The 16,658-nt window shown below is 45.0% G+C and carries 14 protein-coding genes; 5 read left to right on the top strand and 9 right to left on the bottom strand.

The features are described 5' to 3' along the window. The first annotated feature begins 108 nt into the window (after positions 1-108). Together DP923_RS11680 and DP923_RS11675 are read left to right on the top strand one after the other, a co-directional pair. Positions 109-1,005, top strand: a complete 897-nt coding sequence (locus DP923_RS11680) for an ABC transporter ATP-binding protein (protein WP_112306031.1) — start codon at positions 109-111, stop codon at positions 1,003-1,005. Beyond that, complete coding sequence (locus DP923_RS11675) at positions 1,005-1,775, top strand: ABC transporter permease (RefSeq protein ID WP_112306030.1); 771 nt, start codon at positions 1,005-1,007, stop codon at positions 1,773-1,775. The genes DP923_RS11680 and DP923_RS11675 overlap by 1 nt, the downstream gene beginning before the upstream one ends. On the opposite strand, the gene DP923_RS11670 is transcribed toward DP923_RS11675, so the two are convergent. The 3 genes from DP923_RS11670 to dnaG all read right to left on the bottom strand — a co-directional run bounded on the left by DP923_RS11670 (position 1,750) and on the right by dnaG (position 6,032). Beyond that, the gene (locus DP923_RS11670) at positions 1,750-2,457 is read right to left on the bottom strand and encodes a hypothetical protein (protein ID WP_112306029.1); all 708 of its coding nucleotides are present in this window, start codon (positions 2,455-2,457) and stop codon (positions 1,750-1,752) included. The genes DP923_RS11675 and DP923_RS11670 overlap by 26 nt on opposite strands. 181 nt (positions 2,458-2,638) lie before the next feature. Continuing rightward, positions 2,639-3,883: a bifunctional 3,4-dihydroxy-2-butanone-4-phosphate synthase/GTP cyclohydrolase II gene (locus DP923_RS11665; protein ID WP_112306028.1), complete on the bottom strand. Its 1,245-nt coding sequence runs from the start codon at positions 3,881-3,883 to the stop codon at positions 2,639-2,641. 232 nt (positions 3,884-4,115) lie between these two features. After that, positions 4,116-6,032, bottom strand: a complete 1,917-nt coding sequence (gene dnaG / locus DP923_RS11660; protein ID WP_112306027.1) for a DNA primase — start codon at positions 6,030-6,032, stop codon at positions 4,116-4,118. Positions 6,033-6,256: 224 nt separating this feature from the next. Here dnaG and DP923_RS11655 point away from each other — a divergent pair, with 224 nt between their 5' ends. The 3 genes from DP923_RS11655 to fahA all read left to right on the top strand — a co-directional run bounded on the left by DP923_RS11655 (position 6,257) and on the right by fahA (position 9,140). Then, complete coding sequence (locus DP923_RS11655; RefSeq protein ID WP_112306026.1) at positions 6,257-7,360, top strand: Mrp/NBP35 family ATP-binding protein; 1,104 nt, start codon at positions 6,257-6,259, stop codon at positions 7,358-7,360. Positions 7,361-7,366: 6 nt separating this feature from the next. Next, positions 7,367-7,636 carry a NifU family protein gene (locus tag DP923_RS11650; protein WP_112306025.1) on the top strand — a complete coding sequence of 90 codons (270 nt, stop codon included), beginning with the start codon at positions 7,367-7,369 and terminating at the stop codon, positions 7,634-7,636. A 232-nt stretch (positions 7,637-7,868) separates the two neighbouring features. Continuing rightward, positions 7,869-9,140, top strand: a complete 1,272-nt coding sequence (fahA, locus tag DP923_RS11645) for a fumarylacetoacetase (protein WP_112306024.1) — start codon at positions 7,869-7,871, stop codon at positions 9,138-9,140. A gap of 73 nt (positions 9,141-9,213) precedes the next feature. On the opposite strand, the gene DP923_RS11640 is transcribed toward fahA, so the two are convergent. The 6 genes from DP923_RS11640 to DP923_RS11615 all read right to left on the bottom strand — a co-directional run bounded on the left by DP923_RS11640 (position 9,214) and on the right by DP923_RS11615 (position 16,641). Next, positions 9,214-11,151 (bottom strand): polysaccharide biosynthesis protein, encoded by a 1,938-nt coding sequence (locus DP923_RS11640; RefSeq protein WP_112306023.1) that lies wholly within the window; start codon positions 11,149-11,151, stop codon positions 9,214-9,216. Positions 11,152-11,755: 604 nt separating this feature from the next. Next, positions 11,756-12,907, bottom strand: coding sequence for a DegT/DnrJ/EryC1/StrS family aminotransferase (locus DP923_RS11635; protein ID WP_112306022.1), 1,152 nt, complete (start codon positions 12,905-12,907; stop codon positions 11,756-11,758). Next, a complete protein-coding gene (locus tag DP923_RS11630; RefSeq protein ID WP_112306021.1) occupies positions 12,855-13,505 on the bottom strand; it encodes an acetyltransferase in 651 nt (216 codons plus the stop codon). Before DP923_RS11630 ends, DP923_RS11635 begins: the two co-directional genes overlap by 53 nt. Positions 13,506-13,699: 194 nt before the next feature. Next, positions 13,700-14,299 (bottom strand): sugar transferase, encoded by a 600-nt coding sequence (locus tag DP923_RS11625; protein ID WP_112306020.1) that lies wholly within the window; start codon positions 14,297-14,299, stop codon positions 13,700-13,702. Further along, positions 14,268-15,491, bottom strand: a complete 1,224-nt coding sequence (locus DP923_RS11620) for a glycosyltransferase family 4 protein (protein ID WP_112306019.1) — start codon at positions 15,489-15,491, stop codon at positions 14,268-14,270. Before DP923_RS11620 ends, DP923_RS11625 begins: the two co-directional genes overlap by 32 nt. A gap of 76 nt (positions 15,492-15,567) precedes the next feature. Beyond that, positions 15,568-16,641 carry a glycosyltransferase family 4 protein gene (locus DP923_RS11615; RefSeq protein WP_112306018.1) on the bottom strand — a complete coding sequence of 358 codons (1,074 nt, stop codon included), beginning with the start codon at positions 16,639-16,641 and terminating at the stop codon, positions 15,568-15,570. Positions 16,642-16,658: the final 17 nt, after the last annotated feature.

Here is a 16,658-nt window from a genome sequence, read left to right as displayed (position 1 = left end):
AAAAGCTATATTTGCTTAGGCTGAGTCAAGAAGAACAAGCTGGCCAGAGTAACTTTATACTTTGATCAAACGGTTTACTTCGTCCATAACTTTTTAACACAAACATCTGTGGCAATTGTATTAGATATACAGCACCTTTCTAAAAAGTATGGCAGCCTGCAGGCAGTTGATAACCTGACGCTGCAAGTAGAGGCCGGTAGTATATATGGCCTGCTTGGCCCGAACGGAAGCGGCAAAACTACTACGCTGGGTATGGTGCTGGATGTGATAAACCCAAGCAGTGGCAGCTTTACCTGGTTCGGAAAACCGGTTAGCCGCGACACAAAACGCCGTATTGGTGCCCTGCTCGAAACCCCGAACTTTTACCCCTACCTTTCGGCCAGCCAGAACCTGCGATTGTATGCTTCCATCAAAGGCGCTGACCCAGCCAGTATAAACGAAATGCTGGATCTGGTAGGCTTGGGCACACGCAGCCATTCTGCATTCAGTGGTTTTTCGCTGGGCATGAAACAACGGCTCGCACTGGCTGCTGCTATGCTCGCAAACCCCGAAGTTTTGGTACTGGATGAACCCACTAACGGCCTCGACCCGCAGGGAATTGCCGAAGTGCGCGACCTTATACTTCGGATAGCGGCACAGGGCAAAACTATTATACTGGCTAGTCATTTACTGGATGAGGTCGAGAAAGTATGCACGCACGTAGCGGTACTGCAAGCCGGTAAGTTAAAAGTAAACGGGCCTGTTACCAACATTCTGGCAAAAACCGAACAGGTGCTTATTAGCACTGATGAGGCTGGCCGCGCCCTGCAGTTGCTCGAACATTTGCCCTACGTAACCAGCTTTGCTTCCGAAAAAGAGTGCATTGCCGTTACGTTGCAAGAGAATTACACCAGCGCCGACCTGAACCGCGATATGTTTGCCCAGCAAATTGTGCTTTCGCAGTTGGTGGTGCGCCGCAAGAGCCTCGAAGCGCAATTCCTAGAAATCACAAAAAACAACGCCTGATGAACTTACTCCGGATTGAGCTCCGAAAAATACTCCCTTACCGCACGGCCTGGGTTATACTTGGTATTTTTACCGGCTTGCTTTTACTGGTACTTTATGCGGCCAGCAATTTTAGTATAAACGGATCTGCCATCGGCTCCGATGTGTACCGTTTCCCCAACATCTGGCAAACTATTACTTATGTAGCATCTTACTTCAATTTGCTGCTGGGTATATTGATCATCGTGCTTATTACAGATGAATATACGTTCCGGACTTTGCGGCAACAGGTTATCAGCGGTCTTTCGCGGGCAGATCTGGTATTGGCAAAATTCTACGTGGTACTTGGGTTAGCGGCAATCAGTACGTTATACTTGCTGGCGTTGGGTTTATACTTTGGATTGCTATACAGCAGCGTTAAAACCGGCGAAGCCATACTGGGGCAGATTGATTTTCTGAGCTATTATTTTGTGCAGGCCACGGGTTATATGGCACTGGCTATGCTTTCGGGTTTCCTGATCAGGAAAAGCGGGCTGGCTATTATTGCCTTTATCGCGTACGCAAAAATTGTAGAGCCGCTCATACATTACAGTTTGCCCGATGAGGTTGATAAATATTTCCCGATGAAGGTGTTGGGAAGTTTATCGCCGATGCCCGGCCAGAAACTGATTGACCAGCTTACATCACCCACCGAGTTGCTTTCGCCGATCTGGGCTACGCTTCCGGCTATAGGTTATATCGGGCTTTTTCTGCTGCTTTCGTATGCTATTCTGAAGCTACGTGACCTTTAGAATGAAGTGAATTGAAATAGTTAACAATTCTTACCACTTCGTTAGGGCGGTCGTATTGCAGGTTATTTTTTTTAGCGAAGGCTTTTACCTGCCCGGCCTTTTTCCCGAAAAGCTCTTGCAGGTCTTTGCGCAGATTCCGGAGTTCCAAAATATCGCCGTCCGGTAGCAGGGCATAGTAGAGTTCCCTTACTTCATCCATCCACATGTTATTGGGCAAGCCATAATAGTTAGGGTGATAATAGGCATAGCGGCCTGAATAATAGTTGTTCATATCGCGCTTTACATAGTTTTCCCGCATCACTAAGGTAACAGGGCCATTGTTTAACTGCTCAAAAAAAGTAGGCTTTTTAAAATCGGAATTAGGTTTGCCCAGGTCCCAGGGCAGCGACACAAAAGTATATTGAAAGCCTTCAGGCATACTTTTTAAAATGAAGTGTGAAACTGTAACCGGCGTATAAGTGCTCATACTTCCATCAGCATGATGCACGTTTAACACTTCCTGGGTGCGGTAAAAGGTAACTGGCCCTTTAACCGTATCGCCTGAAAGTAAAAACACAGTTCCTTCCGCCCACTCCTGCACATCAATTTCTGTTCGGGCCTGCGCACTTGTTTTATAAATACTGCATGTGAGCAAAAGCATCAGACACATTCCCAGCAACTTCCACCTTCTGTTAATATCCATAAATTAGCCCCACTTTATAAGTTGCAAACCCTATACTTATATACTCACAACACAAATATTATACTTATAATACGATAAAATATAAAATAAAGTAGCTACTATTTATACTTGTACTATCATAAAAAAAGCCCGAAACAGCTTGATCGCTGCCCCGGGCTTTTTGAGAAAATTTTTAACTGAATTACTCGGCTCTCATGTCTCCCAAAATCTGGTGTCCGAGCTTATCGCGCTTCGTGGTCAGGTACTTCTGGTTATGCTCGTTTGGGTTGATCTCGATCGGAACACGTTCCACTACTTCCAGGCCATAGCCCATCAGGCCGGAACGTTTTTTCGGGTTGTTCGAGATCAGTCGCATTTTATTTACGCCAAGGTCACGCAGAATCTGGGCACCAACGCCATAATCGCGCTCATCCATACCAAAACCAAGTTCCAGGTTCGCTTCTACGGTATCCATACCCTGCTCCTGCAACTTGTAGGCTTTCAGTTTATTGATGAGGCCGATGCCACGCCCTTCCTGGTTCATGTATACGATGACGCCTTTGCCTTCCTGCTCGATCATCTGCATGGCACCGTGTAATTGTGGTCCGCAATCGCAACGGCAGGATCCGAAGATATCACCTGTTACGCATGAAGAATGTACGCGTACCAGAACCGGTTCTCCTGGCTCCCAGGTGCCTTTTACCAGTGCTAAATGCTTGGCGCCGTTGCTGCGCTGCGTAAAGGCATACAAATCAAAAACGCCAAAATCGGTTGGTAACTGCACGGCAATTTCACGCTCGATCAGGCTTTCTTTCTGCAAACGGTACGCGATCAGGTCTTTAATTGAGATCAGCTTCAGATCGAAACGCTCGGCTACTTTAAACAGGTCCGGCAGGCGGGCCATGGTACCATCTTCGTTCATGATCTCAACCAGCACGCCGGCCGGAGCAAGTCCAGCTAATTGTGCTAAGTCTACAGCTGCTTCGGTGTGGCCGGCTCTACGTAAAACGCCTTCTTTCTTCGCTTTAAGCGGGAAGATATGGCCCGGCTTGCCTAGTGAGTGCGGATCTGTGTTGGGATCAACCAACGCCTGTATTGTTTTAGAACGGTCCGAAGCAGAAATACCGGTGGTACAACCGTGCCCGATCAGGTCAACAGAAACTGTGAAAGGCGTGGCATGCAGGGCTGTATTTCGCCCTACCATCAGTTCGAGGCCAAGCTCATCGCAGCGCTCCTCTGTAAGCGGCGTGCAAATCAGGCCACGGCCGTGTGTAGCCATAAAGTTGACGATCTCGGGTGTGATCATTTCGGCAGCACAAACAAAGTCGCCTTCATTTTCGCGGTCGTCATCGTCTACCACTATAATTACTTTTCCTTCTCGTATCGCTTCAATCGCTGATTCGATAGAATCTAACGGTCTGGCATTTTCAGTTGTATTGGTTTCCATACAAGTATAATTAAGCCTGTGCGGTTTCAGCAACGCACACAGGCAAATGTGCTTTTTTCTAAATTGCCACAAAATTACAAAGATTCCGGCGCATTGCCGCTTTATTTGGCTAACAGTTTATGTGAGGAAGCGTTATAGGGGGATTGAAGAATAACGCAGGAAGACAAATAACTTAATACAAGCACAAATTATATACAGCATTATACTTTAAAAATTAGTGCTGAAGTATAAATTACCTGTTCACGACAATGCCCAGCATATTGCCCAGCTCTTTGTAATAAGTATTTAAAGCGAGAATGGTATTGAGCACACGGTCTACTTCAGCCGGGTCTGATACAAGGCGTAGTTTTTCGCGTTCGGCTTTAAGTAAAATATCTGCATTGCGCCATTTTAACCGCAGCACAGCGCGTTCTGCCCCGTAAGGCAACAAATCGGTTTCCCTAGGTACAAAAATTTCGTGGGTTTCCCAGTTGTGGCTGAGCTCGTAGGGTTCCGAAAGCAGCGAAATTGCTTCGGTTCTGATCTCTTCCTTCGGGTAGTTGATAAAATCATCGGCAACCGGCAGCACACCTTGGCTCAGCTTCTGTTTTACGAACTCGATTATCTGGATATAAAGCGGCGTTACAAACTCAATATCATCAAGTTCCTGCAACATGTATTGGCTGGTCGTGATGCCTTCATCCAACAGAGAATCCGGGTAATGCAGCAGCATCCGTACAATTTCGCGTTCGTAGCGCTTTAAAAGATCGTTGTCCGTTACCGGTTTGTCGGGAGCAGGTGCAGGTTCCGAGGTAGCAGCTGCATCTGTTGCAGGACTGCCGGTACGGGTGGGCTGGCGCTCCTGCAGCTGCATTTTGTTGTACTCTGAAATAAGTACCTGCTCGTCAATATCAAAAATAAGGCTGCAGCTTCTAAAGAATACCGTACGCTTGATTGAGTCCGGAATTTTAGAGATAGAGGTAACGATTTCGCGGATAGCCTCGGCTTTTTTGACCGGGTTGTGCTTGGTTTCGGAGGCGTAAAGGCTGGTTTTGAAAGAAATAAAGTCCTGGGCCTGCTCCTGTACATACTTTTTAAAAGCTGTATCGCCAACTTTGTGGATGTAGGAGTCCGGATCTTCGCCTTCCGGAAACGTAACCACATTCACGTTCAGGCCATTTTCCAGGATCAGGTCGATGCCGCGCAAGGAGGCTTTTATACCTGCTGCATCGCCGTCGTATAGTACCGTAATATTCTGGGTATAACGCGAAATCAGCTTGATCTGCCCTTCGGTAAGCGAGGTACCCGACGAAGAAACTACGTTCTCGATGCCGCCCTGATGCAGGGAAAGTACATCCAGATACCCTTCCACCATATAACACATATCCTGCATCCGGATGGCCTGCCTAGCCTGAAAAAGGCCGTAGAGTACGCTGCTTTTGTGGTAAATATCCGACTCGGGGGAGTTCAGGTATTTCGGGCTTTTCTTGTCGTTTGATTTTAGTGTACGCGCTCCGAAGCCTACCACGCGCCCCGACAGGTTGTGGATCGGAAACATGACACGTGCCCGGAAACGGTCATACTTTTTGCCGTCTTCTTTGGCTATGGTAAGACCCGTTGCCTCCAGGAACTTCTGCTGATAGCCTGCTTTAAGCGCTATATCTGTCAGGTCGGTCCATTCATCGAGGCTATAGCCCAACTCAAATTTCTGTATGGTTTGCGCACTCAGGCCGCGTTGTTTTAAGTAGGATTGCCCGATGTTGCCCTGCTCGTGGTGCAGCAAGCGGTTATGAAAATGCTTGCTCGCAAAATCAGAAACAATGTATAAACTGTCGCGCTCGCTTTGCTGCTGGGTATACTCTGCCGTCGGTTTTTCTTCCGGAATCTCGATGCCATACTTTTTGGCCAGGTATTTTAAGGCCTCCGGAAAGCTGGTACCCTCCACATCCATGATAAACTGCACCGAGTTACCAGCTTTGCCACAACCAAAACACTTATAAATACCTTTGGCCGGAGAAACCGAGAAGGAAGGTGATTTTTCGTGATGGAATGGGCAGCAGGCCCACATGTTCTGTCCCTTTTTCTTCAAAGACACAAAATCGCCTACCACTTCCGTAATATCGGCCTGGGCAAGTATCTGGTCAACGGTTTCTTTGGGGATAAGGGACATGGCGCTAAACGTAAGGGGCTACAAAGATAAGTGTAATTGCTGATTGTTTGCTGTACGAAAACAGCTCATACTTTTATACTTGCTTAATTTATAACCTGCTATTGTGTTACCTTATACTAAACAAACTTAAAGTTATACTTGCTTGTTTAACCATCAAAGGCGGCGGCCTTCTGAGATAAGAAATTTTTTGTTCGTATCTTTGCTCCGCGATTCGCATTATACTTATGGCAATTACAAGAGAAAATATACTGAAAGCCCTCAGCTATGTAGAGGAGCCGGACCTTGGCAAAGATCTGGTAACGCTTAATATGATCGAGGATGTACAGGTGGATGGTAAAAATGTAAGCTTTACCGTTATCCTGACCACACCAGCATGCCCGCTTAAAGACCTTATCCGCAACGCCTGCATTACGGCCATCCATACCATGGTTGATAAAGAAGCTGACGTTACCGTGAACATGACTTCGCGCGTAACATCGGGCCGTGGCGATAATTCGGGTGTGGTAAACGGTGTTAAAAATATTCTGGCTATCGCTTCCGGCAAAGGTGGCGTGGGCAAATCTACGGTTACGGCTAACTTGGCGGTTGCACTGGCACAAACAGGCGCGCGCGTCGGGTTAATTGATGCTGATATTTCAGGGCCATCTATGCCTACCATGTTTGGCGTAGAGCAGGAAAGACCGGGCATGGTGCAAGGCGACCACGGCAAAAACTACATTGTACCGGTAGAGAAGTATGGTGTTAAAATGATGTCGATCGGCTTCCTTACCCCTCCGGATGGCGCTGTGATCTGGCGTGGCCCGATGGCCAGTTCAGCTTTACGCCAGTTTATTTCGGATGTGGATTGGGGCGAACTGGATTACCTGCTCCTGGATTTACCTCCCGGAACATCAGACATACATTTAACCATGGTACAATCGTTGCCGGTTACGGGTGCCGTTATTGTTACGACGCCACAAAAAGTAGCTTTGGCCGATGCCATGAAAGGCCTGCAAATGTTCCGTCAGCCACAGATTAACGTACCTGTTTTAGGCGTTGTCGAAAATATGGCGTATTTTACTCCTGCTGAGCTTCCGGATAACAAGTATTATATTTTCGGGGAAGGTGGCGGTATAGCCCTGGCAGAGAAGTATGAAGTGCCGTTTTTAGGCCAGGTACCTTTGGTGCAAAGTATACGCGAAAGCGGTGATGCCGGCAGCCCGGTTATTTTACAGAACGATTCTCCGGCGGGGCGTGTTTTCAAAGAACTGGCACAAGCTGTGGCGCAACAGGTTTCTGTGCGCAACGCCACTATCGCCAAAACGCAACCCGTAGAAATTAAAAGCTAGAAACAAATGACGACAGTTACGAACATCGATCCACAATTTCTGTTACGCATCGAAGGTGCCCTCGACCAGATCAGGCCTTACCTGGAGGCAGATGGCGGCAACGTTAAGGTACTGGAAGTAACAGACGATATGGTTTTGCGACTCGAGCTTTTAGGTGCTTGCGGTACGTGCCCCATGTCTGCCATGACGCTGAAGGCCGGTGTAGAACAATCTGTGCTGAAAGCTGTGCCCGAAATTAAAGCCGTTGAAGCGATCAATATGACGCCGTTGGCATAGCATCATACATTAAAGTATAAAAAAGGCGTTGGCTCATACTTGGGTTAACGCCTTTTCTGCATTTTATACTTTGCTATCATTTACCCCAAAGTATAAAATGATAGCAAACAGGATTTATACTTTGGAAGTATGGCCATACTTTTAATAGCTTCTCTCCTACTCATTCTACTTTATACTTTCCGAAGCTTTCTGAAAAGGCTATATTTGTGTAGCAAACCTTTTTCAGAGAACTATGATCAAAGCGAACGACCCCACCCTCCATTCCTGGATAGAAATAGATCCGCAAAGCGATTTCCCGATTCAGAACCTGCCTTTTGGTATTTTTCAGACCGAAAACAAAGACCCGCGCGTAGGTGTGGCCATCGGCGATTATGTACTGGATATGTGCGAATTAGGCCGGCGTAATTTCTTTGAGCTGATCGACCTGGACCCGAATATTTTTCACAGGCCGTACTTAAACGATTTTATCGCGCTGGGCAAACCGATCTGGCGTGCCGTACGCAACCGCGTTTCCGAACTGCTGCGCAACGACAATACCGAAATCAGCGGCAACAGCGAGTTGATCGATGTATGCCTGGTAAAAATGAGCGAAGCGCAGATGCTGATGCCGGTTAAAGTACAGAACTACACCGACTTTTATTCGAGCCTGGACCATGCCGTGAATATCGGCACCATGATCCGCGACCCGAAAAATGCACTTTCGCCTAACTGGAAACACATTCCGATCGGTTACCATGGGCGGGCATCTTCTATTGTTATTTCGGGTACGGATATCCGCAGACCAAACGGCCAGAGCAAAGCTGCTGATGCCGATGCACCTGTTTTTGGCCCGTGCCGCCTGCTGGATTTTGAATTGGAAGTTGCGTTCATCACTGGCAAAGAAACCAGGCTCGGCGAAAGTATAACTACAGACGAAGCCGAAGATTATATCTTTGGCTTAGTGCTGTTCAACGACTGGTCGGCGAGAGATCTGCAAACCTGGGAATATGTGCCGCTTGGGCCGTTCCTGGCGAAGAGTTTTGCCTCTTCCGTTTCGCCGTGGGTAGTTACGCTGGATGCGCTGGAACCCTTTAAAGTGAAAGGCCAGGTGCAGGATCCTAAACCGCTTCCATACTTAGAATACACAGGCAGCCACAACTATGATATTAACCTGGAAGTACTTTTGAAGCCGGAACAAGGCGAGCCACAAACCATCTGCAACTCCAATTACAAGTATATGTACTGGAACATGGTGCAGCAGCTAACTCACCAGAGCAGCAACGGTTGTAACATCCAAGTTGGTGATATGTATGCGTCAGGTACAATCAGTGGACCAGAGAAAGGCAGCTTTGGGTCTATGATGGAGCTTACTTGGCGCGGTACGGAGCCTATTACGTTAGCAGATGGCTCGGAGCGCAAATTTATAAACGACGATGATACCGTTATTATGCGTGGCCACGGCGAGCGCAACGGCATCCGGATTGGTTTTGGAGAAGTGAAAGGCAAAGTGCTGCCTGCACTTTAATTTTATACTTTCAACATAACAAAAAAGCCGGCAAGTATACTTGCCGGCTTTTTTGTTAGGAGGTAAATCCTTATTAATTCGCTACGGAATCAAGCTTCTCGAAGCGCGAGTTTTTGCTCAAGAACTCCGGTACGATCTTCTTCATTTTAGAAACGATTTTCAGGTCGTCGCCATTCTTGTTCAGGGCAACCAGTTCGTTAATATCAGATACAACCTGGTCGTAAGGGTACTGTCTTACTTTCGAAATTTTGATCTTGCTGTGGTGTGTCGGAATTGTTTTTTCTTCTTCGTTCAGCAGTTCTTCGTATAATTTCTCACCTGGTCTTAGGCCAGAGTATACAATCTCGATATCTACATCTGGCGTTAAGCCTGCCAGTTTTACCATCTTACGGGCCAGGTCTACAATCTTAACCGGCTCACCCATATCAAAAATAAAGATCTCGCCACCGTTACCCATCGTGCCTGCTTCCAGTACCAGTTGCACCGCTTCCGGTATTGTCATGAAATAACGTGTGATATCCGGGTGCGTTACGGTAATTGGTCCGCCTTTTTCAATCTGCGAACGGAATCTTGGAATAACAGAGCCATTAGAACCCAGCACGTTACCAAAGCGGGTAGTGATAAACTTGGTTTCTGGCAACAAACTCTGGCTAAGCGAATTGTTATTCAGATCAGCTGGGTTGATGGTGTTAAGCGATTGGATGTAAATCTCGGCGATACGCTTGGATGCCCCCATGATGTTGGTTGGGTTAACCGCTTTATCAGTTGAGATCATCACAAACTTCTCTACATCAAAACTCATCGACAGATCGGCCAGGTTTTTAGTACCTAATACGTTTGTCATGATGGCTTCGCACGGATTGTTTTCCATCATTGGTACGTGCTTGTAGGCAGCCGCGTGGTAAACAATCTGAGGCGAGTAAGACTTAAACATAGAGTACATTCTGTTAAAATTCTGAATGTCGCCTACGTAAAGCTTGATGTTTGCATCCGGGTATTCTTCTTCAATTTCCAGCTGTAATTCGTGTAACGGAGACTCTGCCTGGTCGCAGATAATCACCATCTCAGGGCCGTAACCTAATATCTGTCTTACAATCTCTGAACCAATAGAACCTGCACCACCTGTTACCAGCACACGCTTGCCAGAAATGTCATTTGATATTTTGCTGTTCTCGATCACAATCGGAGGTCTTTGCAGCAGATCTTCAATTTTAAGATCTTTGATCTGGTTCATGCGTAACTGCCCGGACATCCACTGGTCGGTTGGCGGAACAGTTAAAACCTTTATACCCAACTCTATACACTTCTCAATCACTTTCTTTTTAGCATCAGACTGTAAGTCTTCGCTCAGCACTACCAGTTTATCAATCTGCATTCTGGCTTGCAGGCTTTCGATCTTATTGGCTGCATATACCCTAACCTGGTCTATCTCTTTGTTTACCATGTTCAGGTTGGTATCCACAAAACCAGCGATAATGAACTTGCCCATTCCGCTTGTTTCAAGCGCTTGCTTTACCAGCATCGAGTAGCTATCAGAACCGTAAATCAATACAGTCTCTTTTACTTCGGTTGTGTTGTTACGCTTCAGGAAATAGAACAGGCTTTTAGCACCGATGCGTACCATCGTAAGCAAAGAGGCTGATATAAAGAAGTTCAGGATAAGAACAACATAGATATTAACAGACTCGATGTGGTAAACAGGCGATACCAGGAAACCAACCAGCGCACTGTAGAATAAGCTACATGCCAGTACAGCGGTAAATATTCTGTACACATCCTGTATACTAGAGTATCTGATCAGGCCAGTGTGCAGGCGCATCAGATAAAAAATAGTTACAGAAGAAAGACAGTATAAACCAATGTAGATAAAGAAGTGGCCACGCAGAATGGTTTCAAACTCGAATTGCTTTATTAACAAGAAGGATAGGATAAACGCCCAGCTGGAAATGATCTGGTCAATCAGCAGTATTATCCACTTAGGTAGAGATCTATTGAGTAAAAAAAGTTTCATGATTACATCGTAAATTTTGAGAGAGTCAGGTATGCAGTCTCTGTTTAGATAGTGGTCTTAACGGAGTTATCTGATAAATTGTTTGCAAAAATCTTGTTAATATTTTAAATTACTAATACTCACTATTTTACAATCAGATGCATGTTAATTTAGTGTTAAATTTCAGTGCAATTTTACCCACTTCCTTCCGTTTCCTTTACTAATTCCATTCTAATTTTATACTTACCATAAATGTAATCAAATCTACTATTTGATTATTTCAAAAAAACATAGTCAGCTCTTTCTTAAGTTTTTATATTATGCATAGAAATTATATATATTAAACCAACTATATATTAAATAAGTATTGAATTCGTTATAGTTTATTTAAAAAGGCCGTTTCTCTATAGAAGCACAATTTTTTTTATCAGAAAAACCCCTTTCTATGATGCAAAATTTCAACGCTGCTTTGCGTTGCTAACCAGCCTGAAAGGGGACAAAAAAAGAGGCTTTATATGCTACTTTTATGCGTTAATTCTCATACGATATTATAAAGCAAAAGCCCGTATGGCAAACGCTAATTTTAGCGCTTACCATACGGGCTTTTATGGTCTGTTATAAAGTATTAAACTACCGGATCGGCACTTACTTTAAAACATTCTTGAATATGAGTTGCTACTTTGTGGAGTTCATCCTCTGTTAAGTTAGAACCTGATGGCAGGCAAAGCCCTTTCTCGAATAGTTTTTCGCTTGTTCCGTCGCCGTAATAGGGTGCGTTTGCAAATACAGGCTGCAGGTGCATCGGTTTCCAGAGCGGCCGGCATTCGATGTTCTCTTTTTCAAGGGCCAGGCGTATACTTTCGCGGCTTACGCCGTTTGTTTCCTCTACCAGAACTGTCGATAACCACCTGTTGGAATAATAAGCTTCAGAAGGCTCATCAGCAAAAGAGATATCTGTGTTGGCAGCAAAGGCCTTTTTATAAAAATCGAAATTAGCGCGGCGTTTTTCCACACGGTCTTTTAGCACTTCCATCTGGCCACGGCCTATACCGGCACAAATATTACTCATGCGGTAGTTGTAGCCGATTTCGGAGTGCTGGTAATGCGGCGCGTTATCGCGGGCCTGCGTAGCCAGGAAACGTGCTTTTTTGATCCATGCTTCGTTAGCCGAAACCAATGCGCCACCACCTGAGGTGGTAATGATCTTATTTCCGTTAAACGAAAGTATGGCCATATCTCCGAATGTCCCCAGGGCCTGGCCTTTATAAGTAGAGCCAAGCGCTTCGGCGGCATCTTCCACCACAGGGATCTCATAGCGTTTCGCAATTTCCATGATGCGGTCCATCTCGGCAGGCATGCCATATAAGTGCACCACAATAATTGCTTTCGGCTTTTTACCATTGCTGATACGGTCCTGGATGGCTACCTCCAGCAACTCCGGCGACATGTTCCAGGTGCGGTCTTCACTATCAACAAAAACAGGCAATGCGCCCTGGTACGCAATCGGGTTGGCCGAAGCAGAAAAGGTCATGGACTGGCAGATTACTTCGTCACCTGCTTTCACACCAAGTATGATCAAAGCCAGATGCAAGGCAGCTGTGCCAGAACTTAGCGCTGCAACGTGTACCTCATTTCCCAGAAAAGTTTCAAGGTCTTTTTCGAAGCCGTCTACATTCGGGCCTAGCGGCGCGATCCAGTTGGTATCAAATGCTTCTTTTACGAAGTTAAACTCGTTGTTCCCCATGTGCGGAGACGAGAGCCATATTTTTGAATTCATCTTGGTTAGTTTTTATAATTCTACCTGGGTTACCTACAACTGTAGAGTAATCAGGAACATCTTTTACGATTACGGAGCCCGCTCCTATTTTGCACCACTTCCCTATTTTGATATTCGGGATAACTACTGCACCGGCTCCTATTTGGGTACCTTCTCCCACGTGCACGCCTCCACAAAGTATAGATCCCGGCGATATATGGGTATAATCCCCTACAACACTATCATGGCAGATCAGGGCGCGCATCCCAACAATAACATGCTTGCCCACTTTAGCATAAGCCTGAATGAAAGCTCCGTTCGATATAACAGAACCTTCTTTTTTAACTTCGGCATTCGGCGATATAAAAACCGACTGATGGATAGCCGAGCCAAAAGTTACCGGCAGTTGCTGCGCCAGGGTAGCACGGGTGCGGTTATCGCCGATACTTATAATTACGGGCTCGTTCAGTTCCTGCCCTTCGTACTTTCCTAAAACTTTGATACTTCCTACCTCCTTGAGATCAGGGTTATCGTCGAACACTCCTGAAACTTGTATAGCTTCACTTTCCAGAATATCGATCACAACTTTTGCATGCCCACTGGCGCCGTATAAGTACATAACTATAAGTTTTTATAATGATGAGTTAATATTTTTGAGCAACACGTACCGGTTTGGATTCCACTTTTCGGGCTACCTGGTTCAGGCCTTGCTTTGCTGCTGATAGCCAGTGTATGTTACACTGTTTATGCTTTGTTATTAACTAAACTAACCTTACCACAAGTATGCCCAGTCAGATTAGTAATTTTATACTTCTATCCTCTGAACGGAGGCATGGTAACGTTCTCACTCATGTTTATACCTTCCGGGCGTATGACTTTCAGGACCGTTTTATATAAGATCTTTATATCGAGCCAGAAAGATTGGTTATCTACGTACCACACATCATACTCAAATTTCTTATCCCAACTGATGGCATTCCGTCCGTTTACCTGTGCCCAGCCTGTTATGCCGGGACGCACTTCGTGGCGGCGCGCCTGTACTTCGTTGTAAAGCGGCAGGTACTGTACCAGCAAAGGCCTCGGCCCTACCAGGCTCATATCGCCTTTCAGTACATTCAGCAATTGTGGTATTTCGTCGAGTGATGTTTTACGGATAAAATTACCAATAGGCGTGATCCGCATTTCGTTTGGCAAGAGCTGGCCGTTTTCGTCTGTCAGATCGTTCATGGTTTTAAATTTTATCACCCTGAAGATTCTTCCGCCTTTGCCAGGACGCGGCTGAAAGAAAAATGGCTTGCCCTGATTTGCAAAGTATAAAAACAAGGTTAAAATCAGAAAAACGGGCGAAAATAGGATAAAAGCTCCTAAAGCAAGCACGAAATCAATAAACCGCTTCAACAGATTTTTGTACATTTCTATTTTCTATTACTTTAACGAACTGCTTACAAAGTATAGTTTTGTCATATACCTCTTCGGCTAACTTTCTGGAATTTTTTGACATTTCTTTTACCCATTCCGGATTTACGGACAGGTTAACCAGCGCTTCGGCAAGTTCCTGAGGTTTATGAGGATCTACATATATTCCACATGCGTGCTGTTCTACGATATCTTTGGTCCAGCCTGCTGAGTTTACGATCAGGGGCATTTCGGCCGATAAAGAGTCAAATAATTTATTAGGGGAATTTGTATACAGAATTGGAATATCCTGAAACGATATGATAGAAGCGTCACAAATATTAACCACTTCTGAAACGGTCTCCATTGGGTGGCGACCCAGAAACTTAACATTGTCCAACCCTTTCTCTGTGCACCTATCCATTAACTCTTCCTGAGTTTTGCCTATACCCAAGAAAATAATATTGATATGATCGGCCTTGTTTAGTTTCAGTTGCTCTGCAGCATCAATAATATAATTTAGTCCGTTTGCAATACCCATCGATCCAAAATGTACGGCATTGAAATTATTGAGGTTTATACCAAACTCTTCCGCTATTGCAGCATTCTTAGGGCGCTTAAAAAACTCATCTTTTTTAGACATGTTAGGAATCATCGTTACTTTATCGGGTAATGTTCCGGCTGCAATAACGCCATCCTGCATACCCGGCGAAAGAGCCACAACGTGAGTAGCATTATCGTAGATTGTTTTCTCAAATAACCTAAGAAACCTTATAATCCATTTATTTTTGATAGCCCCCATCTGTATCGGCACTTCAGGCCACAGATCTCTTACCTCGAAAATATATTTTATACCTTTTAGCTTTTTTAAGATTAAGGCTGGAACGCCTACAGAGAGCGGTGTAGAAGTTGCATACACTAAGTCAATATCTTTCTGGAAGAGGCCAATCCAGGTAGATGCAAGCATGAATTTTATAAAGGCCCATAGCCGCTCAAAAATCCCCATGTAGTTGCTGTAATAATTTCTTACATAAATTACCTGAATACCGTCTATTGTTTTCTTTTCAATAAAGTTTTCTTGGGTAGGGCTAGAAGTTAGCATTACAACTTCATGCCCGTTTTCTATAAGCTCTTTTGCAAACCAGTAGGATCTAGTTCCTCCAGGTTGCTGAGGAGTTTTGAAATATTGATGTATATATAATATTTTCATGTAATTATTAGCGTATCCTTATAATTAATAAGTAGAGGTAGGTATAAATATGAAAAAGCTTTAACCGCTAATAGTCTTAAACAGAAACACTCTTTTCATTTAATGCATAGTGAAACGAATCCAGGAAACCGTTTACCATGTTATGTACGCGCAGGTTATTATCATAGTATTGGTAGGCTGCTTGGCCCAGCTGTTTCTGCAAAGTCGGGTTGTTGCAAAGCAGCTTGATAGAAGCTGCCAGTTCTTTTAATTCGCCTTCGTATAACACGCTGTTCTCATCGTTGCAATACTCAAATTCGGGAGCATGCTTGCGCGTTTTGTTTGTGATAACCGGAACACCGTAGGCAAAACTGTGCACGACGCCCAGCCCTACGTGGTTAGGAGAAACGTACGCAATGGAGTTGGCAAACTTTTCTTTCAGGGCTTCATCATCGAAAACACCCGGCTCAAATGTAACGCGTTGCTCTAATCCAAGTTCTGCTGTCAGGTGCTGCAATTCGGTTTTATCTTCCGGGTTAATAGCATCGCCTACTACCCGGATCGTTACTGCGTCAGGTATCTCGTTCTTTACCATGGCAAAGGCACGCAGCAGATCGTCTAGTCCTTTTCTTTTCTGGATACGGCCAACATACAGCAGATCAGTTTTAGCAGAATCTGTTGTAGGTGCTGCATTTGAAATGTGCAGGGTATTCTGGGCAACGAACATTTTTTCGCGTGGTATACCGTGCTTTGTAAATCTAGCGCACTCGGTTGGCGTATAAAAAATAAGCGCATCAGCCCACTTGGCAAAGTATATTCTCACCAGCTGTGCTACCAGGTAATTCTTGCCTCTGCCAAAACCTTGTCCCCATAAAATATATTTGGCTTTGCGGGGTTTGCCCAGCGCATAAAACCAGCTTGGCCGCCATAGATTAAACGAAAACACGATGACATCATACTTATCGAGAAGGTTATTTACTTCAGGTATGAGTTTAAATTTCCAGAAAGTTTTGGTCTTAACTTTAAGTTCTGTAAAACCATATTCTTTATTTGAATGATCCAGCGTATGCATGATATCCAACTTCTCCACACTGGCATCTGCCGCTATTCTTTCCAGAATAGGAAGTCTGTAGTGCAACAAACCAAACTCGAAAACAAATAACACTTTCATAAAATACGCTTATTAAC

Source organism: Pontibacter arcticus, assembly GCF_003284895.1.
GTDB lineage: Bacteria > Bacteroidota > Bacteroidia > Cytophagales > Hymenobacteraceae > Pontibacter > Pontibacter arcticus.
This window is presented reverse-complemented; position numbering and strand designations above follow the sequence as displayed.

What these genes read in the sequence shown, in the direction of transcription:
- DP923_RS11650 (WP_112306025.1), top strand. Translation starts at nt 7,367, where the DNA reads ATGACGACAGTTACGAACATCGATCCACAATTTCTGTTACGCATCGAA.
- DP923_RS11670 (WP_112306029.1), bottom strand. Translation starts at nt 2,457, where the DNA reads ATGGATATTAACAGAAGGTGGAAGTTGCTGGGAATGTGTCTGATGCTT.
- DP923_RS11635 (WP_112306022.1), bottom strand. Translation starts at nt 12,907, where the DNA reads ATGAATTCAAAAATATGGCTCTCGTCTCCGCACATGGGGAACAACGAG.
- DP923_RS11620 (WP_112306019.1), bottom strand. Translation starts at nt 15,491, where the DNA reads ATGAAAATATTATATATACATCAATATTTCAAAACTCCTCAGCAACCT.
- DP923_RS11665 (WP_112306028.1), bottom strand. Translation starts at nt 3,883, where the DNA reads ATGGAAACCAATACAACTGAAAATGCCAGACCGTTAGATTCTATCGAA.
- DP923_RS11655 (WP_112306026.1), top strand. Translation starts at nt 6,257, where the DNA reads ATGGCAATTACAAGAGAAAATATACTGAAAGCCCTCAGCTATGTAGAG.
- DP923_RS11630 (WP_112306021.1), bottom strand. Translation starts at nt 13,505, where the DNA reads ATGTACTTATACGGCGCCAGTGGGCATGCAAAAGTTGTGATCGATATT.
- dnaG (WP_112306027.1), bottom strand. Translation starts at nt 6,032, where the DNA reads ATGTCCCTTATCCCCAAAGAAACCGTTGACCAGATACTTGCCCAGGCC.
- DP923_RS11640 (WP_112306023.1), bottom strand. Translation starts at nt 11,151, where the DNA reads ATGAAACTTTTTTTACTCAATAGATCTCTACCTAAGTGGATAATACTG.
- DP923_RS11675 (WP_112306030.1), top strand. Translation starts at nt 1,005, where the DNA reads ATGAACTTACTCCGGATTGAGCTCCGAAAAATACTCCCTTACCGCACG.
- DP923_RS11615 (WP_112306018.1), bottom strand. Translation starts at nt 16,641, where the DNA reads ATGAAAGTGTTATTTGTTTTCGAGTTTGGTTTGTTGCACTACAGACTT.
- DP923_RS11625 (WP_112306020.1), bottom strand. Translation starts at nt 14,299, where the DNA reads ATGTACAAAAATCTGTTGAAGCGGTTTATTGATTTCGTGCTTGCTTTA.
- fahA (WP_112306024.1), top strand. Translation starts at nt 7,869, where the DNA reads ATGATCAAAGCGAACGACCCCACCCTCCATTCCTGGATAGAAATAGAT.